General features: G+C 42.2%; 14 protein-coding genes. 5 read left to right on the top strand and 9 right to left on the bottom strand.

What is annotated here, in order from left to right; translation table 11 throughout:
• Positions 1-15 precede the first annotated feature (15 nt).
• Complete coding sequence (locus R8P61_36115) at positions 16-780, top strand: SDR family oxidoreductase (protein ID MDW3652560.1); 765 nt, start codon at positions 16-18, stop codon at positions 778-780.
• Here the strand turns inward: R8P61_36115 and R8P61_36110 are convergent.
• Positions 777-1,946, bottom strand: a complete 1,170-nt coding sequence (locus R8P61_36110) for a DUF3095 family protein (protein MDW3652559.1) — start codon at positions 1,944-1,946, stop codon at positions 777-779. The genes R8P61_36115 and R8P61_36110 overlap by 4 nt on opposite strands.
• A 186-nt stretch (positions 1,947-2,132) precedes the next feature.
• On the opposite strand from R8P61_36110, the gene R8P61_36105 reads away from it, so the two are divergent.
• Together R8P61_36105 and R8P61_36100 are read left to right on the top strand one after the other, a co-directional pair.
• The gene (locus R8P61_36105; GenBank protein MDW3652558.1) at positions 2,133-2,993 is read left to right on the top strand and encodes a helix-turn-helix domain-containing protein; all 861 of its coding nucleotides are present in this window, start codon (positions 2,133-2,135) and stop codon (positions 2,991-2,993) included.
• A gap of 195 nt (positions 2,994-3,188) precedes the next feature.
• Entirely contained in the window at positions 3,189-4,592 is a 1,404-nt protein-coding gene (locus tag R8P61_36100; GenBank protein MDW3652557.1) for a S41 family peptidase, read from the top strand.
• Positions 4,593-5,180: 588 nt separating this feature from the next.
• On the opposite strand, the gene R8P61_36095 is transcribed toward R8P61_36100, so the two are convergent.
• Complete coding sequence (locus R8P61_36095) at positions 5,181-5,591, bottom strand: hypothetical protein (protein MDW3652556.1); 411 nt, start codon at positions 5,589-5,591, stop codon at positions 5,181-5,183.
• A gap of 180 nt (positions 5,592-5,771) precedes the next feature.
• Here R8P61_36095 and R8P61_36090 point away from each other — a divergent pair, with 180 nt between their 5' ends.
• Positions 5,772-7,025 carry a HAMP domain-containing sensor histidine kinase gene (locus R8P61_36090; protein ID MDW3652555.1) on the top strand — a complete coding sequence of 418 codons (1,254 nt, stop codon included), beginning with the start codon at positions 5,772-5,774 and terminating at the stop codon, positions 7,023-7,025.
• 299 nt (positions 7,026-7,324) lie between these two features.
• Positions 7,325-8,023, top strand: coding sequence for a response regulator transcription factor (locus R8P61_36085; protein MDW3652554.1), 699 nt, complete (start codon positions 7,325-7,327; stop codon positions 8,021-8,023).
• Positions 8,024-8,043: 20 nt separating this feature from the next.
• Here the strand turns inward: R8P61_36085 and R8P61_36080 are convergent, their stop codons facing one another.
• The 7 genes from R8P61_36080 to R8P61_36050 form a co-directional block, all read right to left on the bottom strand.
• On the bottom strand, positions 8,044-8,964 hold the full coding sequence (locus R8P61_36080; GenBank protein MDW3652553.1) for an ROK family protein: 921 nt from the start codon (positions 8,962-8,964) through the stop codon (positions 8,044-8,046).
• A 33-nt stretch (positions 8,965-8,997) separates the two neighbouring features.
• A complete protein-coding gene (locus R8P61_36075) occupies positions 8,998-9,705 on the bottom strand; it encodes a galactosamine-6-phosphate isomerase (protein ID MDW3652552.1) in 708 nt (235 codons plus the stop codon).
• A gap of 30 nt (positions 9,706-9,735) precedes the next feature.
• A complete protein-coding gene (locus tag R8P61_36070) occupies positions 9,736-10,563 on the bottom strand; it encodes a hypothetical protein (protein ID MDW3652551.1) in 828 nt (275 codons plus the stop codon).
• 61 nt (positions 10,564-10,624) lie between these two features.
• On the bottom strand, positions 10,625-12,403 hold the full coding sequence (locus R8P61_36065) for an amidohydrolase (protein ID MDW3652550.1): 1,779 nt from the start codon (positions 12,401-12,403) through the stop codon (positions 10,625-10,627).
• Between the two features lie 154 nt (positions 12,404-12,557).
• Positions 12,558-15,119: an alpha-L-rhamnosidase N-terminal domain-containing protein gene (locus R8P61_36060; GenBank protein MDW3652549.1), complete on the bottom strand. Its 2,562-nt coding sequence runs from the start codon at positions 15,117-15,119 to the stop codon at positions 12,558-12,560.
• A 40-nt stretch (positions 15,120-15,159) separates the two neighbouring features.
• Positions 15,160-18,009 carry a glycoside hydrolase family 2 TIM barrel-domain containing protein gene (locus tag R8P61_36055; protein ID MDW3652548.1) on the bottom strand — a complete coding sequence of 950 codons (2,850 nt, stop codon included), beginning with the start codon at positions 18,007-18,009 and terminating at the stop codon, positions 15,160-15,162.
• A 60-nt stretch (positions 18,010-18,069) separates the two neighbouring features.
• Positions 18,070-19,728 (bottom strand): sulfatase, encoded by a 1,659-nt coding sequence (locus R8P61_36050; protein MDW3652547.1) that lies wholly within the window; start codon positions 19,726-19,728, stop codon positions 18,070-18,072.

Below are 19,728 nucleotides of genomic sequence, written 5' to 3'. Positions count from 1 at the left end.
TGAATCGAAAAGGCCATGAATGTTGTCATTGTAGCAGCTGCATCCGGGATAGGCAAAAAGATAGTGGAAAGCTTCCTTTCTGCAAATGCCAAACTTTTTATTTGTGATGTTTCGGAAAAGGCGATCAAACAATTTCGAAGTGAATTTCCCAAGGTTTTTGTTCAAAAGACGGATGTAGCGAATTATAAGGAAGTCAAATCCTTTTTCGGGGCGGTAAAAAAAGAAGTTGATACACTCGACGTACTGATAAACTGTGCAGGAATTGCTGGGCCTACAGGCAGATTGGAAGATCTGCCCGTTGAGGCATGGGAGAGATGTATCCAGGTTAATGTAAATGGGATGTTTTATTGCTTAAGGGAAGGAATTCCGATGTTAAAGCGTTCTGATTCAGCTTCTATCATTAATCTTGCCTCTTCTGCATCCTTTTTCGGATTCCCATTTAGATCTCCCTATGCATCAGCAAAATGGGCTACAATAGGAATGACAAAAACCCTTGCTATGGAATTAGGAAAGGAAGGTATACGGGTCAATGCCATATGTCCGGGTAGCGTAAATGGAGAAAGGATAGATAGGGTTATCGCTGCAGATGCAAAAAAGCAAGGGAAAAGTATAGATGAAATTCGGGAATTGTATGTAAAACAAACTTCTATGAAAACTTTCGTGGAAGCCGAAGATGTGGCTCAGTTATGCCTCTTTCTTGCATCACCCAATGGCCGATTTATCAGTGGTCAAGCCATTGGACTGGATGGGCATACAGAAGGTCTTTCTACAGAAATTTAAGCTTTATTGTGTTGCTTAATCTTTCTTTTGAGCATTTTTGCTGCCTGGGTATAGCCTCCCCCAGAACCATCCACAAAATGGATGTGTTGATCATCCCGGTCAGTTACATAACAGGACATAATGCTTTCCGGGCTACTATGGATTCCATACAGGATATCGCCTGAGCCCTCAATTTGATCCAATTTCTGGATGAGAAGATTTCTTTGCGCTACCGTACCACTGATAACTGTATTGATCCGACCATCTATCACCAGAGTGTCAGATAATTTCACCAAATTGTCCAGGTACATCTTTCCACCCTTGTCAAATCTAAAGTAGACATTGCCAATCAGGGTTCTCAGCCAATTTTCCAAAAAGTAGGCAAAACTATTTTCTCCAAGTTTCACCTTCATCTCTGCACGAATTTTATCCATACTGGCATCCAGCCGAAGTTTTTGAACAGATATAGGATTTCTTTTCCCCTGACTGCCAAAAATGTTCTCCACCTCCTGCAAAACCTTTCGAAATACGATCCCCTGATTTTCCTCATCAAGAGATTCAACTAGCAAACTTAGAACTTCCTGTTTGTTCTCTGGAGGAGTAATCTTTTTCCATCTACATTCCATACCCGCAAGATCCAGCATTGAATCTCTGAAATCATCATCCCTCTCAGCAAGTGGATCATCCTTTTTGATTTGATCTTCTGCATATTTCAAGCCGGATCCCAATACAAGTGGAATAGGCAGTATTGGGCTCATATTTGCCTTGCTGATCAGCAGACGATGCTTTTCTTCATAGACTTGAGAAACGGGCATACTACCGACCCGTAAATACAGCTGGAAATTTTCCAGGGAGTTCTTTTTGTGTTCCTGAAGTGCTTGTAATAGGGGCGAAAGGATTTGTTCGGGGACAATCAGGGTTGCGCCGTCTCCTCCAAAGAAAAAAGGAATTTTAATTCCTGCCTTTCTGGCCAGATTCAATGAGGCAATGATGCTGCCCGTAGCAATGAGATTGACCAGCGAATGTTTTCCATCAGAAACCGCCTGAGTACTGTTTTTTACATCTGTGATCACCACATGCCAATCTTCAGGTACCCGTTGGAACAATTCCTCTTTCCCCAAAACCTCATGGATAGGTGCCTGCTGGCTATTGATATTTGTATAAAAGAAAGTGCTATCCGTTCCCATTTCTCTAAAGCCTGTTTCTGCTTACAAGTTAAAAAAGAAAAAGGGGAATGAAATAAACCCTCAATGCAGAAAAGGCGTATGATTTGTTTTAAGTGCAAGTCTTAATTGTTTCAAATTGCACCTAATTAACTTCTGGTTTCAGTTATCCCCTGAAATTTGCCCCTAAAGGTTCATTTCTAAGGATATATGCATTATAAAGAAATACATGTGCCCGATCATTTCTCAAGACATGTTGAGATTTATTGGGAAATGCAGATCAAGGCAGGTGAGCTCAATCATCTGAATGATCTTTTGCTACCGGATTGTACCTTCAATATCATTTTTACGGATCAGGATCTTTTCATTAAGGCTGCTTATGAAAAGCTATGGAAATGCATTCCTGCCGGCGTTCACTTTCTCGGTCAAAGAAATACTCCTCTTAGCTTTCGGGTAAAAAAATCAATCAGGGTTTTTGGAATTCGCTTTAAGCCTTTTGCCTTTGCAAATATTTTAGACATACCAGTACACAAACTCACCGATCAGTTTCTAGTCCTAAGTCAACTTTTTAAGCTAAAAGCCTCTCAGGAACAAACCATAAAAAATATCCTGAGGAAGTGGGAGACAGATTTTCAATGTTCTGAGGCAAATGTGTTGTTAGCAAGTCTACTAGAAGACTCCTTAAGCATTGATCAGAATTTACGAGCCCAACTCAATTATATTCTTGATCGAAAAGGCGTATTAAGAGTTCAGGACCTATTTACAGAATTTGGGGTGAGCAAGGTTACTCTGCATAAACACTTTATCAATAAAGTGGGCCTTAGTCCCAAAAAGGTATCTCGAATCTGGCGGATGAATTATTTCCTCCAACTTAAAAATACAAGTACAGATGAAAACCTGACTTCCCTATGTCTGGAGTGTGGCTTTTATGATCAAGCCCATTTTATCAAGGAATTTAAATCCATGTTGGGAAGTGCACCGCGAGAGTTTTTGGGTCAAAAAAGTGAACTGCTCGAAATCTCACGCTTTGCCATCCAGCAAAGGTTTAGCAACCAGTATGATCCTCGATAGGGAAGAGGAAGAAAGGAAAAACAAGGAACAAGGATTGGAGAATTGAGAAGTTGGTTTTTGCAGCTTCGCTTGAAAGGAATTCAATCACTTCTACCTTCCTCGTTCTTAATTTTGAAATCCCCACCTGCCTTTACTTTTTTACAATTTTTTCTTTTCCGCATATCCTAATTTGAACTCAAGAAATTAAGATAAGCAATGAATAATATACTAAAAATTAGCCTATTCCTCCTTTTAAGTCTGATTTTCTCAGCGGTACTCAGAGCTCAGGACGGGGAGCTGAGTGAGAAATTCAAGGAGGAAACCATCGAGCGTCTTTCGGAATTGATGAATGAACGCTATGTATTTCCTGAAGTTGCGGAGAAGACTTCAGCGCACCTTCAAAAGCAATTGAAAGCGGGACATTTCAAAGAATTCAAAGATGTATCTTCTTTTGCTGAGGCCCTGACCGAATCGGTCCAATACATCAATAAAGATAAACACATGCGGATTCGTCCCAATCCACCTTATAAAGCGCCAGAAAACAGCCCTGAGCGGATGATAGAGGAAAGACTTGACATGATCAATCGTAGTCGGGCAATGACAGCGGGATTTTTTAAAGCGGAAAAAATGGAAGGAAATGTCGGCTATCTCGACCTCAGGGGCTTTGCCAGTGTCCAAAGAGGAGCCCCTGTTGCAGATAACTACATGAAATTACTTTCAACTTCAGATGCCATCATTATTGACCTGCGGCAAAATGGAGGTGGAGATCCGGAAATGGTACAATACCTCTGTAGCTTCTTTTTTGACGAAAGGGTTCATTTGAACAGTCTCTATTGGAGGCAAGGAGACAGAACTACAGATTTCTGGACCCTGGATAAGGTAAATGGTGAGAAAATGCCGGAGGTGCCTTTATTTGTTCTAACCAGCAATCGCACCTTTTCAGCAGCAGAAGAATTTTCCTACAATATGCAAAGCCGGAAAAGAGCCACCCTTATCGGACAAACTACAGGAGGTGGAGCTAATCCGGGTCAAATGGTTCGAATCAATAAAGAACTGGGCGTATTTATTCCTACTGGAAGAGCCATCAATCCTATCACCAAAACCAATTGGGAAGGAGTGGGTGTTATTCCGGAGGTAAAAGTAAGTCCTGAAAAGACCCTGGAGAAGGCTCATGAATTAGCTAAAGAAGCTGCTGACGAATTTAGATCGAGAAAAAATGCAGAGTATAAACTTGCCTTGCAGGGATTATTCAAAGCCCTGAACTCCCACTCGGATAAATCTTCCGGGAATGAGATTGAAAAGAGGATAAAAATGGGGAAGAAGCTGGGCTTATTGACAGAAAATGAAATCAATGGACTTGGGTATGAATACCTGATGCGGGAAAAGAAGCCCAAAGTGGCTGAGGTGATCTTCAGAACGAATACCAAACTCTATCCTAAATCAGCAAATGTCTATGATAGTTATGGAGAAGCTTTGGCAATGAATGGGAAACTGGAAGCTTCCATCAAGAGTTATCAAAAGGCAGTGGAGCTGGCGGAGAAAAATGAAGATGGTAATCTGGGGCTTTTTAGAGAAAACCTGGCCAATGTCAAAAAACAACTGGCAAAGAGCAATGAGTAGGAAAGCTAAATAAATCCTTCGGGAAACAGGAAATAATCTAGAGGGCTTTGTAAATTTCGCTACAAACTTTTACAAAGCCCTCGCACTTCAAAGCACCTACCTTAAAAGCATTCATTGGACACTACACAGAAGTCGTAGTTTTGCCTGAATATTTCCTAAGCAGTTTTCCTTTAGGCGAAAGCAATAGCTAATAGCAATACAAGGCTTGTTTGGAAATGCTTATAAATTGGATCCAAAAGGCTAAAGCTGTAAAATTGGCTTACCCTAAAATGGAAGAGGCACAGATAGGTCCGGTTATTTCAGATAACAAGCCGAAATCTTAAATGATCCTCCGGAAATCGGTGCAGATAAACAGAATCTATTAACGGAAATGGGATATTCGGACGACAAAATTGAGCAAATGAAAGGGGAGGGGAAGATGGGATAAAAATATGTGAAGAAAGCTTTTAAACCCTTGTCATTTTGAAGCCTGGCTTCTGTCCGGCTCTTTGCAATTAAAAATCCAGGATTTGACAACAGAAAAGGAAAAAGCCTATGCCGATTAGACACAGACTTTCTTTATAATTAGTACATCAACTCCTTAAACAGCTATTGCCGGGATTCAGCGATTTCAGCAGAAACCTTTTCATCCGCTAAAGCTACTTTTGATCCACATTTGGCTTTACACTCCTCGACCGACATGCCCATCTTTTTGGCGCATTCCTCTATTGAACCGCAGCTTTTCTTATTTGCTTTAGTGCTGGTAGAAGTATTGGCAACTCTTATGATGGGTAGAGCTGAATTCTCAGCTGATGCAGTCGAAGTAGTTTTGCACTGCTTGTTTCTTTTTAGGTAATCTTCCAGGCTGATTCCCATTTTGGCTGCACATACTTCAGGTGGAACAGGTTTGCAGCTGGTCTTCTCTGTTTTGGCAGCGGTTTTGGAAACTTCGGCAGACTGAGCAAAAGCAGTGAAACCAAGGAAGAGGAAAACACAGCATAGGCTGATCATCTTTTTCATAATTCTATTGTTAAATGTTTTCGGTACTGCTGATAAGGCAGCGAATAATCTAGTCCAAAATTATCCATCAAGTAGATACGAACTTGTTTAATAGCTCCTAACAGCTTGTTAAAAAGTTGTTAAAGACCAGCCTCGAAGCTGAAAATTTAGGTTCTTTGTTTAGCATAAAAGCCTAAAACCTTGAAGAAATTATCTCATTTCAAACAAGTCCCTTATCTCTTCGGAATTGTCTGCCTGGCTTTATTCGCCCTAATGGCCTTTCAAATCCATTGGCTCACTACCTCTAAAAAGCTGATTGAAGAGCAGTTTGACCAGAAAGTGAATCTTGCTATGGGTAGCGCCTTGAGCGATTTCTACCGACTGAAAGATGAACCAGGGTTTCCCCTTCAAAAGCAATGTGGAACGACCAACTATATCAATTATCTATCAACCCAAATTCCCTACATCAGCTTCGGAGATCAGGAGTTGCTGGAGGAAAGATTGAGTACTTATATGGCCTGCTATGGGATAGATGAAAAATACAGGGTCGGCATTTTTGCGGCAAATGAGGGGAATTTTGCCCCGACCTATTGTTCGGCCATAAATATGAGTAGTAGCTGTAAAGATCCCATGATGCTGGGTATTTCATTTATTTCAAGAGAGGATTATACCTATTCGAAAATGGGTTCAATGATCCTTTCATCCATTCTCATCTTCCTATTACTGGCATCCGTTTCTTTTATGGTGTTATGGTCTTTGGTCAAACAAAAGAGGATCACAGAGAATAATATCGACTTCTTCAACAATACGGCCCACGAACTCAAAACCCCATTGACCAATATTTCACTGGCACTTAAACTGCTCAAACGTAAACATACTGAGCTAGAAGACAATAAGTACGCCCAGATCATTCAAGCGGAGAATTCGAAATTGGCCTATCAGATTGAGCGGGTACTTTCTTTAGCCAGACTTGAAAATGGAGAATATAGCTTAAAGAAAGAGGTACTTGATCTGGGGAGCTTGCTGAGTGAGGTGATAGATGAAATGAGTTTGATAGCTGAGGAAAGAGGAGGAGAGATTGAATGGGAAACGCCAGAGAAAAGTCTACAGATCATGGGGGACTATTACCACCTCAGCAACGTCTGCCGTAACCTGATCGATAATGCCCTGAAATATTCCAAAGATCCTCCGCGAATTAAAATTTCCCTTTCCGAAGATGATAAACACGTGCGACTCTTGTTTAAAGACAATGGCATCGGGATCAGCCAAAAGGATCTGGATCATATTTTTGAAAAATTCCAAAGAGTCAATACCGGAAATGTTCGTGAAGCCAAGGGTTTTGGGATAGGTTTATCTTACGTCAAGACCATTATGGTGATGCATAAAGGTTTTGTGAAGGTTGATAGTGAGTTGCAAAAGGGGAGTTTGTTTCAATTGTTAATTCCTTCTTTATAGATGTTTGTTTTTCATTTTTTGAGGGTCTTTTTCCTCTTTTTGAGAGAAAAAGTGGAAAAACGAAGTCGGAACGAAAGAACCAGCCAACCCGCATTTCCATCCCCTAAATTCTCGTTCCATCTCCAACGCGCTTTGGGGTTGTTTTTAAATATAAGTACCCAACATCCGTCCCTCCTTCAAGCGCGATGGCCCACAAGATATGGTGGTCGGGGCGGACAGTGCGGCTGGTTTAAAATCTTGCCGGTTTTTGCGCCACTTTTTTTCGTAAAAAAGTGGCAAAAGCTCCAAATAACAATCAAATGCAGAAAAGAATACTCTTAGTCGAAGACGACCTAAATCTTGGATTCTTGCTCATGGACTACCTCGAATCCGCCAATATGCAGGTCAAACTCTGCAAGGATGGATTGGCGGGTTTGGAATTATTGGAGAAGCAACATTTTGATCTTTGTTTACTGGATGTAATGATGCCCAAATTTGATGGCTTCAATATGGCTCGTGCAATGAAGAGCAAAGGCCTGGAAACCCCTTTCATTTTCCTCACAGCCAAATCGATGAAAGAGGACAAATTGCTAGGCTATGATTTGGGTGCTGAAGATTATGTAACCAAACCTTTCGACGAAGATGAATTACTTTGCAAAATCCATGTAGTACTGCGGAAGTATAAAAGCGATCCCTTCAAAGATGCGCCTACTCAATTTCAAATCGGCCAATTTCAGTATGATTTCAACCGACAGGAGTTAATGTTTGGAGGGCAAAGCTTTAGCCTTACAGAAAAAGAGAATCAAATCCTTCGACTTTTGGCTCTGCATAAAAACCGCATCCTCAAAAGACAAGATGCATTGGAGCATATTTATGGGAAGAAGGATTATTTTTTGGGTCGGAGTTTTGATGTGTATATTTCTCGGATTCGGAAGCTGCTAAGCAAAGATCCGAAAGTAGAGATACAGAATATTTATAAGGTAGGTTTTATGCTGAATGATGGAAGTGTTAAAAACTGAGGCAGTCGATTGAAGCCAAGTTATGGGCTTGCTGGATATTGAGATAAGGCATACATACCCGCGCCCATGAATCCCGCTCGATTTCCTAAACTTGCTCGCAAAATTTTGACTCCTTGCTGGCAAGGCTTTAGGGCATATCTAAAACTATGGGTTTTGATCTTCTCTATGAGAAAGTCTCCTGCTTCAGAGATCCCGCCTCCAATAATGATCATTTCCGGATTGAAGATGTTGATGAAGGCAGCTATCCCCATTCCAACTAACTGACTAAAGTATTCCAGGCTCTCTTTAGCTAATTCTTCACCCTCCCAATACTTCTGAATGATGTATTTGCCATCTATTTCCCCCTCTTTTTCAGGTCTGGTTTCCCGATAGCGCTTTACCAAAGCAGTTGTACTCGCCACATCTTCCCAGCTATACACTTTCCCATCAATCAGCATCGGGATTACGCCCATTTCTCCTCCCAGACCAAAATGTCCGGTGAAGAGTTCCCCCTTGATAATCATAGCTCCTCCGATTCCTGTACCGAGGGTGATGAATATGGCCGTAGTAGCTTCTCCTCCTGCAGCATGTGTTTCTCCTATAGCCATCATATCTGCATCATTGGCTGCAACAGCAGGAAGGCCCGTGGCTTCTTGGAGAATCTTTGCCAGCGGAACCTGATCCCAGCCTGCAAGGTTAGGGGAACCACCCAGGACTAAGCCCGCCCCATTTACAACTCCCGGAGTCCCTATTCCAATTGCCTGAATATTGATTCCCAAGGATTCTGCCTGTATGAGGGCTTCATTGGCAGACTCCAGGATGTTTTCTTCAATTTCTCTCCGCGAGGTTTTGGCTTTACTGGGCCTTTTACTTTCCCAATGGACCTTCCGAGCAATATCTACGATACCATATTTGAGGCTTGTGCCCCCCAAATCTATTCCGATACCTGCCTGAATTACCATGAGATTGATCGTTAAAGTTGTGGAATGGAATGTTTATCCAAAAGCTTCCTGATCCAAAAAGCAGTAGGTTCGAGGATGCAGCCATAGGAAAGAGGCAGGCAGCTGGGTACTTATTTTTTGAGAGAGAAAGGCTTTTGTTATGGCTCGTTTATGCTTCCCACTAATCAATATGACAATAGTTTTGGATTGAAGTATATCAGCCATTCCTAAACTTAATCCATATGTGGGTTTTTCTTCCATAGCCTGCGCCATGCTGTGTTGCATACTTGCTGAAGAAAGATCAGCAATATGGCAATGGGGAATTAATTGATCTGCTGGCTCATTAAAAGCAAGGTGTCCATTCGCCCCTAAACCCAATACACAGAGATCAATAGGGCCTTCTCTATCCAGGATTTTCTGCATGCGCTTGATCTCTAGCTCGGGATTATTTGGATCGCTCTCAAAAGAGAAGTAGCGATCCTTCGATATTTTCAGGGGTTTTATAAGACTTTCTTGTAAATACTGTTCGCAGCTTTCGGGATGAGCCATAAAAATGCCTCCCCATTCATCGAGTTTTAATAATCGGATTTTTTCTGCCTGATCGCTTTTCAGCTTTTCGCTCAACTTTTTATAGGTTCCAATAGGAGTATTTCCCGTAGCAGCACACAATAGCAATTTTGCATGCTTCCTAATTTCTTCTAGCAGAAAGTTTGAAGCTGTTTCTGCTAATGCATCTTTATCTACCAGGACTTCAACTTTCATATATCTATAACATCAGCAGACTCATTATTCTTAAGGACTCATTTCAGAAATGGCATCCAGGAAGGGACGCATCTCCAGCAGTTGAATATCATCTCTTTGTTTCAATTCCCTGAGAAACCAACCTTTATGGCCCGCTCCATAAATAATCAGGAATCGCTTTCCTGCATATTTGTGTTTCTCCAGCGCCTTATGAATATTCCAGTAGTGCGCGATGTTGATATTGTCCCATCCCCCTAAGCCCAATTCCACATTAAACAGGCGATTATAGACTTGCAAAGCGATATCCTGAATGCTGTCATAGCTATGTGTATGGATAAAATAGGGATCATTGCGTTTTCCGCTAGCTTCATAAACCGAATCTGACTGCCTATTGGCTTCCCGATATGCTTTCCAATCATCCAAACGATCTGGATTTTCACTAATAGCTCTCAGTTTTTGGCTTCTTTCCTGAGCCATAGGTTGGGTCCATCCGGCTGTGGGGATAATTTCGAAATCCATTTCTTTGAGTAGAGGAAAAACGACATCCACATATTCCGGAAATCGCATGACACGTGGCTCAGAAATGCTATCATCCCTCAAAAATCCTTCCATGGCCTCCTGCATACGATCCGGAGGAATCTCGGCCAGGATAAAATCGGGATCGATCTCACGAATCAATTTATCCAGGTATGAGATATTATAAACGCTATCTTTTAAATGGCCGCTATGAATAGTGCCCAGGACCAAAACTTGATTTTTTACCTCTTCCCTGGATACTCCCTTGTCCGCATTTTCCATCTGGCTGCATGACAAAATGATAAGGAGGCAGAATGTGATTCCTATGCTTCTTCTGAGTATTTCTATGTGTTGTAGAGACATCTGATCTGGTTTGATTTTCTGGCAAAATGAAGACAAGCTCAATTCCCAAAGGTCAAGCGCCTTACATTCCTTCATAAACTATTTTGCCTCCTACCATTGTCATCAGGATTTTTCCGTCCCATAATTTATCCGGATCCGTCAAACCCAGATTGAGTACATCAATATTTAGCATGGTGATATCCGCCATTTTTCCAACTTCCAGGCTCCCGATTTCCTTTTCCTGAAACCCAGCATATGCCGCCCAAATGGTGTAGGCACGTAATGCTTCTTCAGGAGACATCTTTTGTTCGATATACCAGCCGCCATCAGGTTTTTTGTCGCGATTCTTTCGGGCAATGGCTGCATACAAACCATAAAAAATGCTGTGGTCTGAACCCGTAAGGTCCGAATTAAAAGTCAGGGGTACTCCTTTTTCCCGCATCGTTCGCCAGGCATAAGCCCCTTTGATGCGTTCACGTCCTACTCGATCCTCTGCCCAATCTAAATCCTCGGCCATATGAGGAGGTTCCATTGAAGCAATCAAATCCAGGCTTTTGAAGCGATCAAAATCATCGGGATGAACCACTTGCGCATGTTCAATGCGATTTCGATTCTTTCGAGCATTCGGGTGTTTTTCATAGACTCTATTGTAGAAATTCAGTACTTCCCGATTCCCGGCATCCCCAATAGCATGTATACCTGTTTGGTAACCCAGATTCATCATTTCAGCAACCAGGGCTTCATCATAGCCATATGCCTCACCGCTGACACCTTTGTGACCGGCTTTATCCGAATAATCCTCTATCATTCTGGCACCTCGAATTCCTAAAGAACCGTCATAATATGCCTTAAGCGATCGAACTACAAACATTTCTTCCATGTCCTGATCCGGCCCCTGCTGTTTAAGCTGATTAACCAGGGAAGTATCCGTAGCTCGTATCATTCCATATACCCGTATGGGCAAGTTTCCTTCATCTTCGAGCGCTTGATAGCTTTCATAATTCGTTCGGCCCATGCCTGCATCGTGAATGCTAGTAAATCCAGATTTTGCCATTACGTTCAGCCCATACAGTCCGATTTTTTTATAATCTTCGAGGCTTTTAGCCGGTAAGGCATCAGCGAGCATTCCGCTGGCATTGTTGAGAAAAATGCCCATGAGATTACCTTGTGCATCTTTCACGATTTCACCACCAACAGGAGCCTCACTGTCTGAATTTATTCCTACCAATTCCATAGCCATCCGATTCGCAACAGATGAAAAGCCATGAGCACCGAGCAGATAGACCGGATTATCAGGGAAATGAGTGGAAAGCAGATCTGCATTGGGAAGGGCTTCTGTCGAAAGATTGCCTTCGTCATATCCAAAACCCAGAATCCAATCTCCTTTTTTAATATTCGGATCTGATTCTTCCTTTAAGGTCTGAACAATCAACTCCTTATCCTTCAAATTTGTGAGATCTACTTTCCCCAAATTTGCTCCAAAGCCAAATGGATGGGTGTGTGAGTCTATCAAGCCCGGGATAAGAATGTTGCCTTCTGCATCGATGATTTGTGTCTTATCTCCTTTATATTCTAGAGCGGATTCCTTATTTCCGATGTAGATGAGTTTATCGCCCTTAATGACAATTGCCTCCGCATCCGGATTCCATCTTCCATCCGTGAACGGAGCATCAGCTGCTGGTGTTCCATTTTCATCCGGATCCTCCCAGGACAGGGTATAGATTTTCGCGTTGTGAATAATAAGGTCAGCTTCTGAAGTTGTTGTTTGTGAGGGCCCGCAAGAAATATCAAGCAAAAGAAAGCTGCTTAAAAGCAAAATCCAGGGAGCCTTGGAAAGCCGTGTAGTAGTAGGTCTTTTCATTTCATTTAGGATAGGGTGGACAAATCCATTTCTAACGTGCCTGGAAGATACAAAAAGCTGCTACACGAAGAAGTATAAATCCTCCTTGAAATAATTTACCGAAGGCATATGAGCCTATAGCATCTTTTCAACTTACTCTTACCTATTCATTTGGCTAAAATGAAATCTCATAGTTTCCGGCCGAAAGAAGAGGGAAATTCCCGCCTTTAAGTGCTTTCCCATTTATCCTCATTTTCCTTAAAACTTCTTCCCCAAAACTTTCAGGCTCCAGTTTGATTTGCATCTCTCCCGGTATTTCCAGCATCAGCTTGCCTTCTTCTTGCCCTAACTGCCATGAGAGTTTTAATGTACCCTCAGGCGAAGGGATTTCAGCTTCAATATTTTCCAGGGAAGTTTTAGGTAAATGAATGAGTATTTCCTTCATGCCCGGTTCTGTTGGATTCAGTCCTAAAAGGTATTCAGCAAATAGGGCAGGGGGAAAGGCACTTTCTGTTTGGGCATCGCTTCGGGAAGTTTTCCTTTTTTCACCACTCCTTCCTGTAGCATCCAGCCACCATTCTTCCCAAAGACTTTGGTTCCCCTCAGGAGCAAGCATTTTATCAAACCGTCGACGAAACAAGTCGAATGATTCATCTATGTATCCATTTTCACAGAGACCTTTATGGAGGAAATAGGACATGGCCGGTGTAACCATGGTCATACCCGATTCACGATTTACATAATTGAGCTTGTCCTCTTCCAAAATTTTTGCAATTACTTGCTCTCTTTGATTTTGTGAACCCAGGTTCAGGCTAAGCGCCATGGCCTGTGTATGTTCTGAAAATCGTTTGGAAATGCCACCATCGATATATGCATCTGAAAACAAAGCCTGCTCATGATCCCATAGTTCAGTAGAAAGAGAAGTCCTCAGTTTTTGGGCTCTATCTTCATAGGTTTGAAGATCCCTTACGCCAATCCAGTTCAGCACTTCCACAAAATCTTCCAATGCTCCTAAGTAATGCCCATTGAGGGTGAAATTGGCCCCTCTCCGATCAATTTGTGCGTGATCCAACCAATAAGGGTAAGGGGGATTGTTGATCATCCCAAGCTCATTGGTATAGCTGTGTAAGAGATCCATAAGTTTATGGGCAGCAGGAAGCAAGTGTCTGGCTGTCTCATAATCACCGGAGTAGAGCAGGTAGTTTCTCAGGCTACGAATCCAAAGACAGTTGGAATCCAGGATAATCATAAAATCATCCGCGGCCAGAGGTGCATAAGCAGGCATGATTCCGTTTGCATCCTGTTCCTGAGCAACCTGAACCAAATACCTTCTTTGAAGTTCATGATCCCCAAAGAGCCAGTAATTTCCCATAGCCCCATAGTAGCCTGTTTGCGCATACTGACGTCTTTCTCGATAATTGTCGGTATATCCATCAGTCGTACAGGCTTTGATGGTACGATCGGTAGCATCCATATAGGCCTGAATCCAGGGAGCCTGAGGGGAACGGATGTGGCCCTTACGTTCGAAGGGATATTCTATATATCGAATACCAGCATAATGGATATTGACAGGGGCTGAAGAAGCTGGAATCAAAATTCCCATATACCGAGCCGGTTTAAAATAAGTAGCTTCCCAGCTATCCCTTTTGCCTGATAAAATGATCTTGTCTTCAAAATCAGAGAAAACCACCTTATGAGAAAAAACCTCATCTACCAAAAAGGGTGCACATAATATGCTTATTTCTGTACCTGCTTCCCCCTCAATCTCCAACTGAGGGCTACCATTTTTTAAACTTCCCAGATCAAAAAGGATAAAGAATGATCCCTTTTCGTGCGGAGTCGAAATTTCCAGTGAAGATTGCTGCCTGGCATAGGATTCCCATTGTTTCTTAATTCTTTTGTCCAGACTCCGATCCAGATTTACTCCTTGATCAATTTCTTCTCTGCTGACATATGAAGCCTGAATGGGAACTATGGCTATTTGCTTCTTCTCCCTTAAATAAGGAAGGTCTCGCAATAAAAGAGAAGTCCAGGGAGGAGTGAGGGGAATGGGATCTGCATCTTTGGGAGGACTGGGCCAACCCACATTTCGCATCAAAGGAGTCGCATATTCCCATTTTCCATCGTCAAAGTCAGACATATGCCACCCATGTGCATATTCCCTGAAATCTACCCGATCCGTAACTATCTGTTGAAAACGGCTAATTTTGGGTGTCTTGGAATCCCAGGAAAGATCCGCAGAGACTCTCCAACTTTTATCTGAAATCAGGGTTTTTGCAGCCATTTCCAATTGAACAAATAAACCGGCCCTTCCTTCGTCATGATAGGAATGTTTGTTTTGTTGACTATGTACCCTTACGGCCAGGGTGTTTTTGCCTTTCTGAAGAAACTCGGCGATCTCCCAGGCATCTACATACTGGTGGTGTGGGGCGGAACGGGCAGGCCCCCGGGCTACATATTTTCCGTTTACATATAGGCGATAAATTGAACTTGCAGAAATATACAAGCGGGCCTTCTTTTCTTCTTGCTCCAATTCAAAAGTCTTTCTTGCAAGGATGACATCATATCCCTTGCTTTCATCTACCCATATCCAATGAGCTTTCCAAACAGGATTTTGCTCTTCAAGAGGGAGCATCTTCGTCCAAATACCTTTTGCAGTTTGGGAAAAGAGGATCTTAGCTGGAAGAATAGCCAATAAAAAAAGCAGGAGAAATAGCCTTTGGGATTTGATGGACATACCTGAGAATGTTGAGTATAAAGAATGAAACAGATTTTCCTTAAGGAGTCAGGTAGTTGAGTAGATTGAGTAAAATCTTATCAGCCACAGGATCTTTTCCCAGATGCTCTACCAGTCTCAGTTGGGAGAATATGATACTCCCTTTGCCATAACTTAGCTCTGCAACATCTGAACCCCACCATTCTTCTCCCGGACCAGAATAGTGCATTTTATGTTCACGTGAGAACCAATCAAATCCCATAGAACCTACTAGCACATTCAACTTTCCATCTTCAGCTTTAAGGTTACGCAGGGTTCTATTTGCCCAAACGTTCTCGTAAATGTCTTTCATCATTTCATTTGAAGGCAAACCCTTGAAAATGGGATGTTCTCGAATCAGGTGAGGAATACAGGTCCAAAGCCCAACAGATGGATGAACCCTGGCCTGGAAGGGAAATTTTGAATTCTCTTCCTGAAATGCATTTGCAAAGCCTTCGATAAAAACCGTTTTCCCACCTTTTTTGCTGTGTTGTAAAATCTGCTCCAGTAGGGCATCCTCAAAGTTTGCCGGATTTCCACTTACAAGAAGAGGCAGAGAAATGGAGCTAGAGCTGTTAAGTTCGGAAAGGGTAATATTTCTCTGCTCTAGAAAACGACTCAGATTACCCTGTTCATCGTGAATGAGGACTTCTTTATTTTTGCTTTGGAGGTCTTTGGATCGAAATACGTCTATAGGAGTTGAATTTTCTGCCAGTAGATTCCCATCCGAATCGAGAATTTTAGCTTTTATTTGATAGCTCCCTTTCATTCTGGAGCTGTTTAGGCTATGATTAAATAAAGTAGAGACTCCTTCCTCCCAGTTTTTTTCAAGCTTTTGGGAATACACCTTTTTCCCTTTCTCTGAAAGCACTTCTATACATAAATCAGTTGCTATCTCATTTTTCTCATTGATTCCGATTATTTCGATTTTACTTCCTTTTTCAGCATAAATGTTTCGTGGAATACTTCTGATACTCAGTATCCGGGGCTGATTTGCTGCTTTGGTTCCTTCATAGGCATAGGATTTAGGATTTCGCCATAAATCCATCAAGCCCGCTCCCATGATCCAATCTCCTGCCACCAATGCATGGATACAATATCCATCCACTTCAGGGTTTGCTCGGACTGCTTCTATCATTCGCTTATTAGCCGTTCCGTGAATGAGCTGTTGTTCCAGGTAGAATTTCTGCATATCCGGATAGAGGTATTTGAAATTACTTTCCTCCAGTATTCTTACTTGACCTTCATGAAGTCGTTTGTGATAGCGAAAAGCGGGAGTAAGCGGATTGCCCACTTGTGCAAATTTTTCATTATTGACCGTCAAATCCGGCAAACTCCCGTAGCCTAATTCAGAAACATAAGACATGAGTCCGGGAAGGACATTTCTACCTGGTGTCCGGGCCGTATATCCTGCCCTTTTCTTTTCTTCTTCAGTCATACCAATCGATAAATATCCATCATAGCGGTCCTTATTGATAAATGGTCCCGGATAATTGTGGATATCATTGAATTTTGTGGCTTCGTATTCATAGGGGAGATACATATTTGCTCCAAATGCCCAACCACCTGACTCATCGAGGATAAGACGACTAGGGTCTAGTTCACGGGCAAGCATGGCCATAGGCCGCATCATTTGCTTTAGTACAGGTCGATGGAGTTCGTTGAATAATTCCCATTGAATAATACAGGCTCGGTTTCGGTCGCGGAGAATGGCTTGTCTGACTTCATTTTCTACTCGCATAGGCAAATAGGGAGTAGAGAAGGGGAGTTGCATGCATTCAAGTGCGGGACTGCCTACAACCAGAACTCCCATTTCATCCGCCAAATCCAACCAAAGTGGAACCGGTGGCCTCCTCCAGGGTCGAATCAAATTAAAACCTGCATCCTTGGCCATTTGAATTTCCTTCCGGATCATCTCTTTGGAGTCGGGATGTGCAATTCCATTGGGATAGAGTCCTTCGAAAAAAGAGGCTTTGAGGTAAATTTTCTTTCCATTCAGATAGAAATCTTTGTCTTTGATAGTCAAGGCTCGCATGCCGAATCTTCCGGACCAACTATCTGCCATTTCCCCATCAATATGGGTAGTGACTTCCAAGCGATATAAGAAAGGATCATCCGGAGACCAATAATGGGACTTGGGAATAGGCAGGGTCCAGCTGTGCTGATTTTTACCTGAATGAAGCTCCCAAATTTCCTTGTGAAGTCCTACTTCACTGCTTTCATTAACCTCATAAATGTTGAGTTGCAGCTCTATATTTTTATTCTGAATTCCTGTATAATCAAGCAGTACTTGAATGCTGGCCGTATTGTTCTGGATATTGGGTTGGATATATACGTCATCTATATACAATTGCTCGCTGGCCAAAAGCTGTACAGATTGCCAAATCCCTCCGGAGATACCTCCTCTCCATTGAGGAGTTTCAAGAGCTTTCATCCCGTCGATTTCTTTATCGGATAAAAACAGAGGCCCGACAACTCGTAGGGTTACGACATTCTTTTCACCCACCTTAATCATTTCATCTACCCGAAATTCAAAAGGACTAAATCCTCCTTCATGGTAGCCAACTACTTCATCATTGATCCATACTTCGGAGAGGTAGTTTACCGCGCCAAAGTGCAGACGAATAAGTTTGTTTTCCCAGTCTGCTGGCACTTCAAATTCCTTGCGATAAAAAGCGACTCCTTCATAGTCTTGCTTAATGGTTTCCCAGGCGATTGGAAGCTGAATGAATTCCTTAGAAGCATGATTGGAAAATATTTTGTCCTTCATCCAGTCAGCTTCTCGCCCTTCATTATGTTCATCAAAAATGATTTCCCAAGCTCCGTCCAGGGAGAGACTTCTTTCTTCCTGAGAAAACAGGGAGCATGTCATAAGACAGATGATAAGGGCTAAGAATATGCTAGTACGGTAGTCCATCATTTTTTCCTGTATTTATGGGAGCTGCAGGTTCTCAAGAGCGCCCAATTTATTTTCTTTAAAGTAGGCTTGAATTTCTTGTCGAAATAGCTTGCGTCTTTTTTTCTTTTTGTGGGCTATGTTGGCCCATTCAAAAGGGTCTTTTTTGTGATCGTAGAGTTCTTCCTGTCCATTATTATAAAGGATGTATCTATAGCGATTGGACCTCAAAGCATAGTGCTGTTTTGCAGGATCATTCAGATACTCAGGTCCGGCATAAACTACAGTCAAGGCAGGCTTATTCTTCCAGGATGTGGTCTTAGGATTTTTTAACAAGGGAAGCAAACTCCTTCCGTCCAGAGCATGCCCTTTCGAATTCTTTTTTGTTTCATTTGGCAAATTGCAGAGTTCAATTAGGGTAGGATATACATCGATAAGGGAAATACTTTGCTCAATCCTGCTTCCTGCTTTTGTCATATTTGGGACTCGCATTATCAGAGGGATGCGTGTACTTTCTTCCCAGAGAGAGTTTTTATAGAGATAGGCTTTTTCTCCCATATGAAAGCCATGATCACTTGCCAATATGACGATGGTGTTTTCTTTAAGAGGAGAATTGTTGAGCGCATCCATTACCGTCCCTACATTGTCATCTACTGCAGCCACACAAGCCAAATAGGCCTGCGTCCACTTTTTTAATCCCATTTCTCTACCTCCATAAGCCTTGCTTATTGCTTCATGCATTTCCCTCCCAAATCTTAAGGTGAATACATCTCCTTTATATGCGACATTCAAATGGGTGTCATCTGAATCTCCTTCTTTTATAGTAGCCAATTCAATTTCATCGAGTGGGAAACGGTCAAAATATTTTTGAGGAGCAAGCAAGGGAGTGTGAGGTCTTAAAAAGCCTACTGCAAGAAAAAAAGCTTGATCGGACTTATTTTTAGAGAAATTTCGAATCATATTCGCTGCCCAATTGGCATTTACCTCATCAGGTGTAGGGTCTCGATCCTCATCATTTCGGTATCTCATTTCTTTGTAGGGAATGTTGTTTCCATTTCCGGTGGTCCATAGAAGTGCTTTCCCTGCCTGATCCTTTCTCCCTTCCAGATTTACAAAAGGACCAAGGGAACCATCTACCCATCCGATGTCAAAAAAGGGAGCTGGAACATCGGGGTGGGGGACTCTTTCCTTTCCATTGAAGGGAGATGGTCCATAATCGGCCGGATTTTCAAACTCAGTCCAAAGATGCTCTTGATTGTGGTGCATAATTTTCCCCGTTCCGTAAACCCCATAGCCTGCATCCTTAAATTGCTCCATGATGGTTCGACTATTATTGAGCACTTCATTTTTGAACCAGGGAGCCTGGAAGAAGTTTCTGGAATGATGAGGATAAATTCCGGTGAACAAGCTGGCACGAGAAGGACCGCACATCGGAGCATTGGTATAGGCTTGTTTAAAGAAGACGCCTGAATCAGCCAGTTTCTTAATATGAGGACTGATACTTTGTCGGTGCCCACTCATTCCTTCAATACAATCATTGAGATCATCTATCATGATCATCAAAACATTGGGCTTGTCGGAAGCGGGAGTTTTCGACAGGATTTGTGAGAAAAGCAGGGAAAAAAGCAGAACAAGAAATAAGATTTTTCTTTCCCCCAAATCCTTGATCGCAAAGTATGTTTGAATAGCCATCAT

The organism is Bacteroidia bacterium (assembly GCA_033391075.1).
Lineage (GTDB): Bacteria > Bacteroidota > Bacteroidia > J057 > J057 > JAWPMV01.
Note: the sequence above shows the minus strand (reverse complement) of the source record. Positions and strands in the feature narration are given on the sequence as shown.

Bases quoted from the DNA above. Each gene is read 5' to 3' on its own strand.
- R8P61_36115 (MDW3652560.1), top strand. From the start codon at position 16: ATGAATGTTGTCATTGTAGCAGCTGCATCCGGGATAGGCAAAAAGATA.
- R8P61_36110 (MDW3652559.1), bottom strand. From the start codon at position 1,946: ATGGGAACGGATAGCACTTTCTTTTATACAAATATCAATAGCCAGCAG.
- R8P61_36105 (MDW3652558.1), top strand. From the start codon at position 2,133: ATGCATTATAAAGAAATACATGTGCCCGATCATTTCTCAAGACATGTT.
- R8P61_36100 (MDW3652557.1), top strand. From the start codon at position 3,189: ATGAATAATATACTAAAAATTAGCCTATTCCTCCTTTTAAGTCTGATT.
- R8P61_36095 (MDW3652556.1), bottom strand. From the start codon at position 5,591: ATGAAAAAGATGATCAGCCTATGCTGTGTTTTCCTCTTCCTTGGTTTC.
- R8P61_36085 (MDW3652554.1), top strand. From the start codon at position 7,325: ATGCAGAAAAGAATACTCTTAGTCGAAGACGACCTAAATCTTGGATTC.
- R8P61_36080 (MDW3652553.1), bottom strand. From the start codon at position 8,964: ATGGTAATTCAGGCAGGTATCGGAATAGATTTGGGGGGCACAAGCCTC.
- R8P61_36075 (MDW3652552.1), bottom strand. From the start codon at position 9,705: ATGAAAGTTGAAGTCCTGGTAGATAAAGATGCATTAGCAGAAACAGCT.
- R8P61_36070 (MDW3652551.1), bottom strand. From the start codon at position 10,563: ATGTCTCTACAACACATAGAAATACTCAGAAGAAGCATAGGAATCACA.
- R8P61_36065 (MDW3652550.1), bottom strand. From the start codon at position 12,403: ATGAAAAGACCTACTACTACACGGCTTTCCAAGGCTCCCTGGATTTTG.
- R8P61_36060 (MDW3652549.1), bottom strand. From the start codon at position 15,119: ATGTCCATCAAATCCCAAAGGCTATTTCTCCTGCTTTTTTTATTGGCT.
- R8P61_36055 (MDW3652548.1), bottom strand. From the start codon at position 18,009: ATGACATGCTCCCTGTTTTCTCAGGAAGAAAGAAGTCTCTCCCTGGAC.
- R8P61_36050 (MDW3652547.1), bottom strand. From the start codon at position 19,728: ATGATGGCTATTCAAACATACTTTGCGATCAAGGATTTGGGGGAAAGA.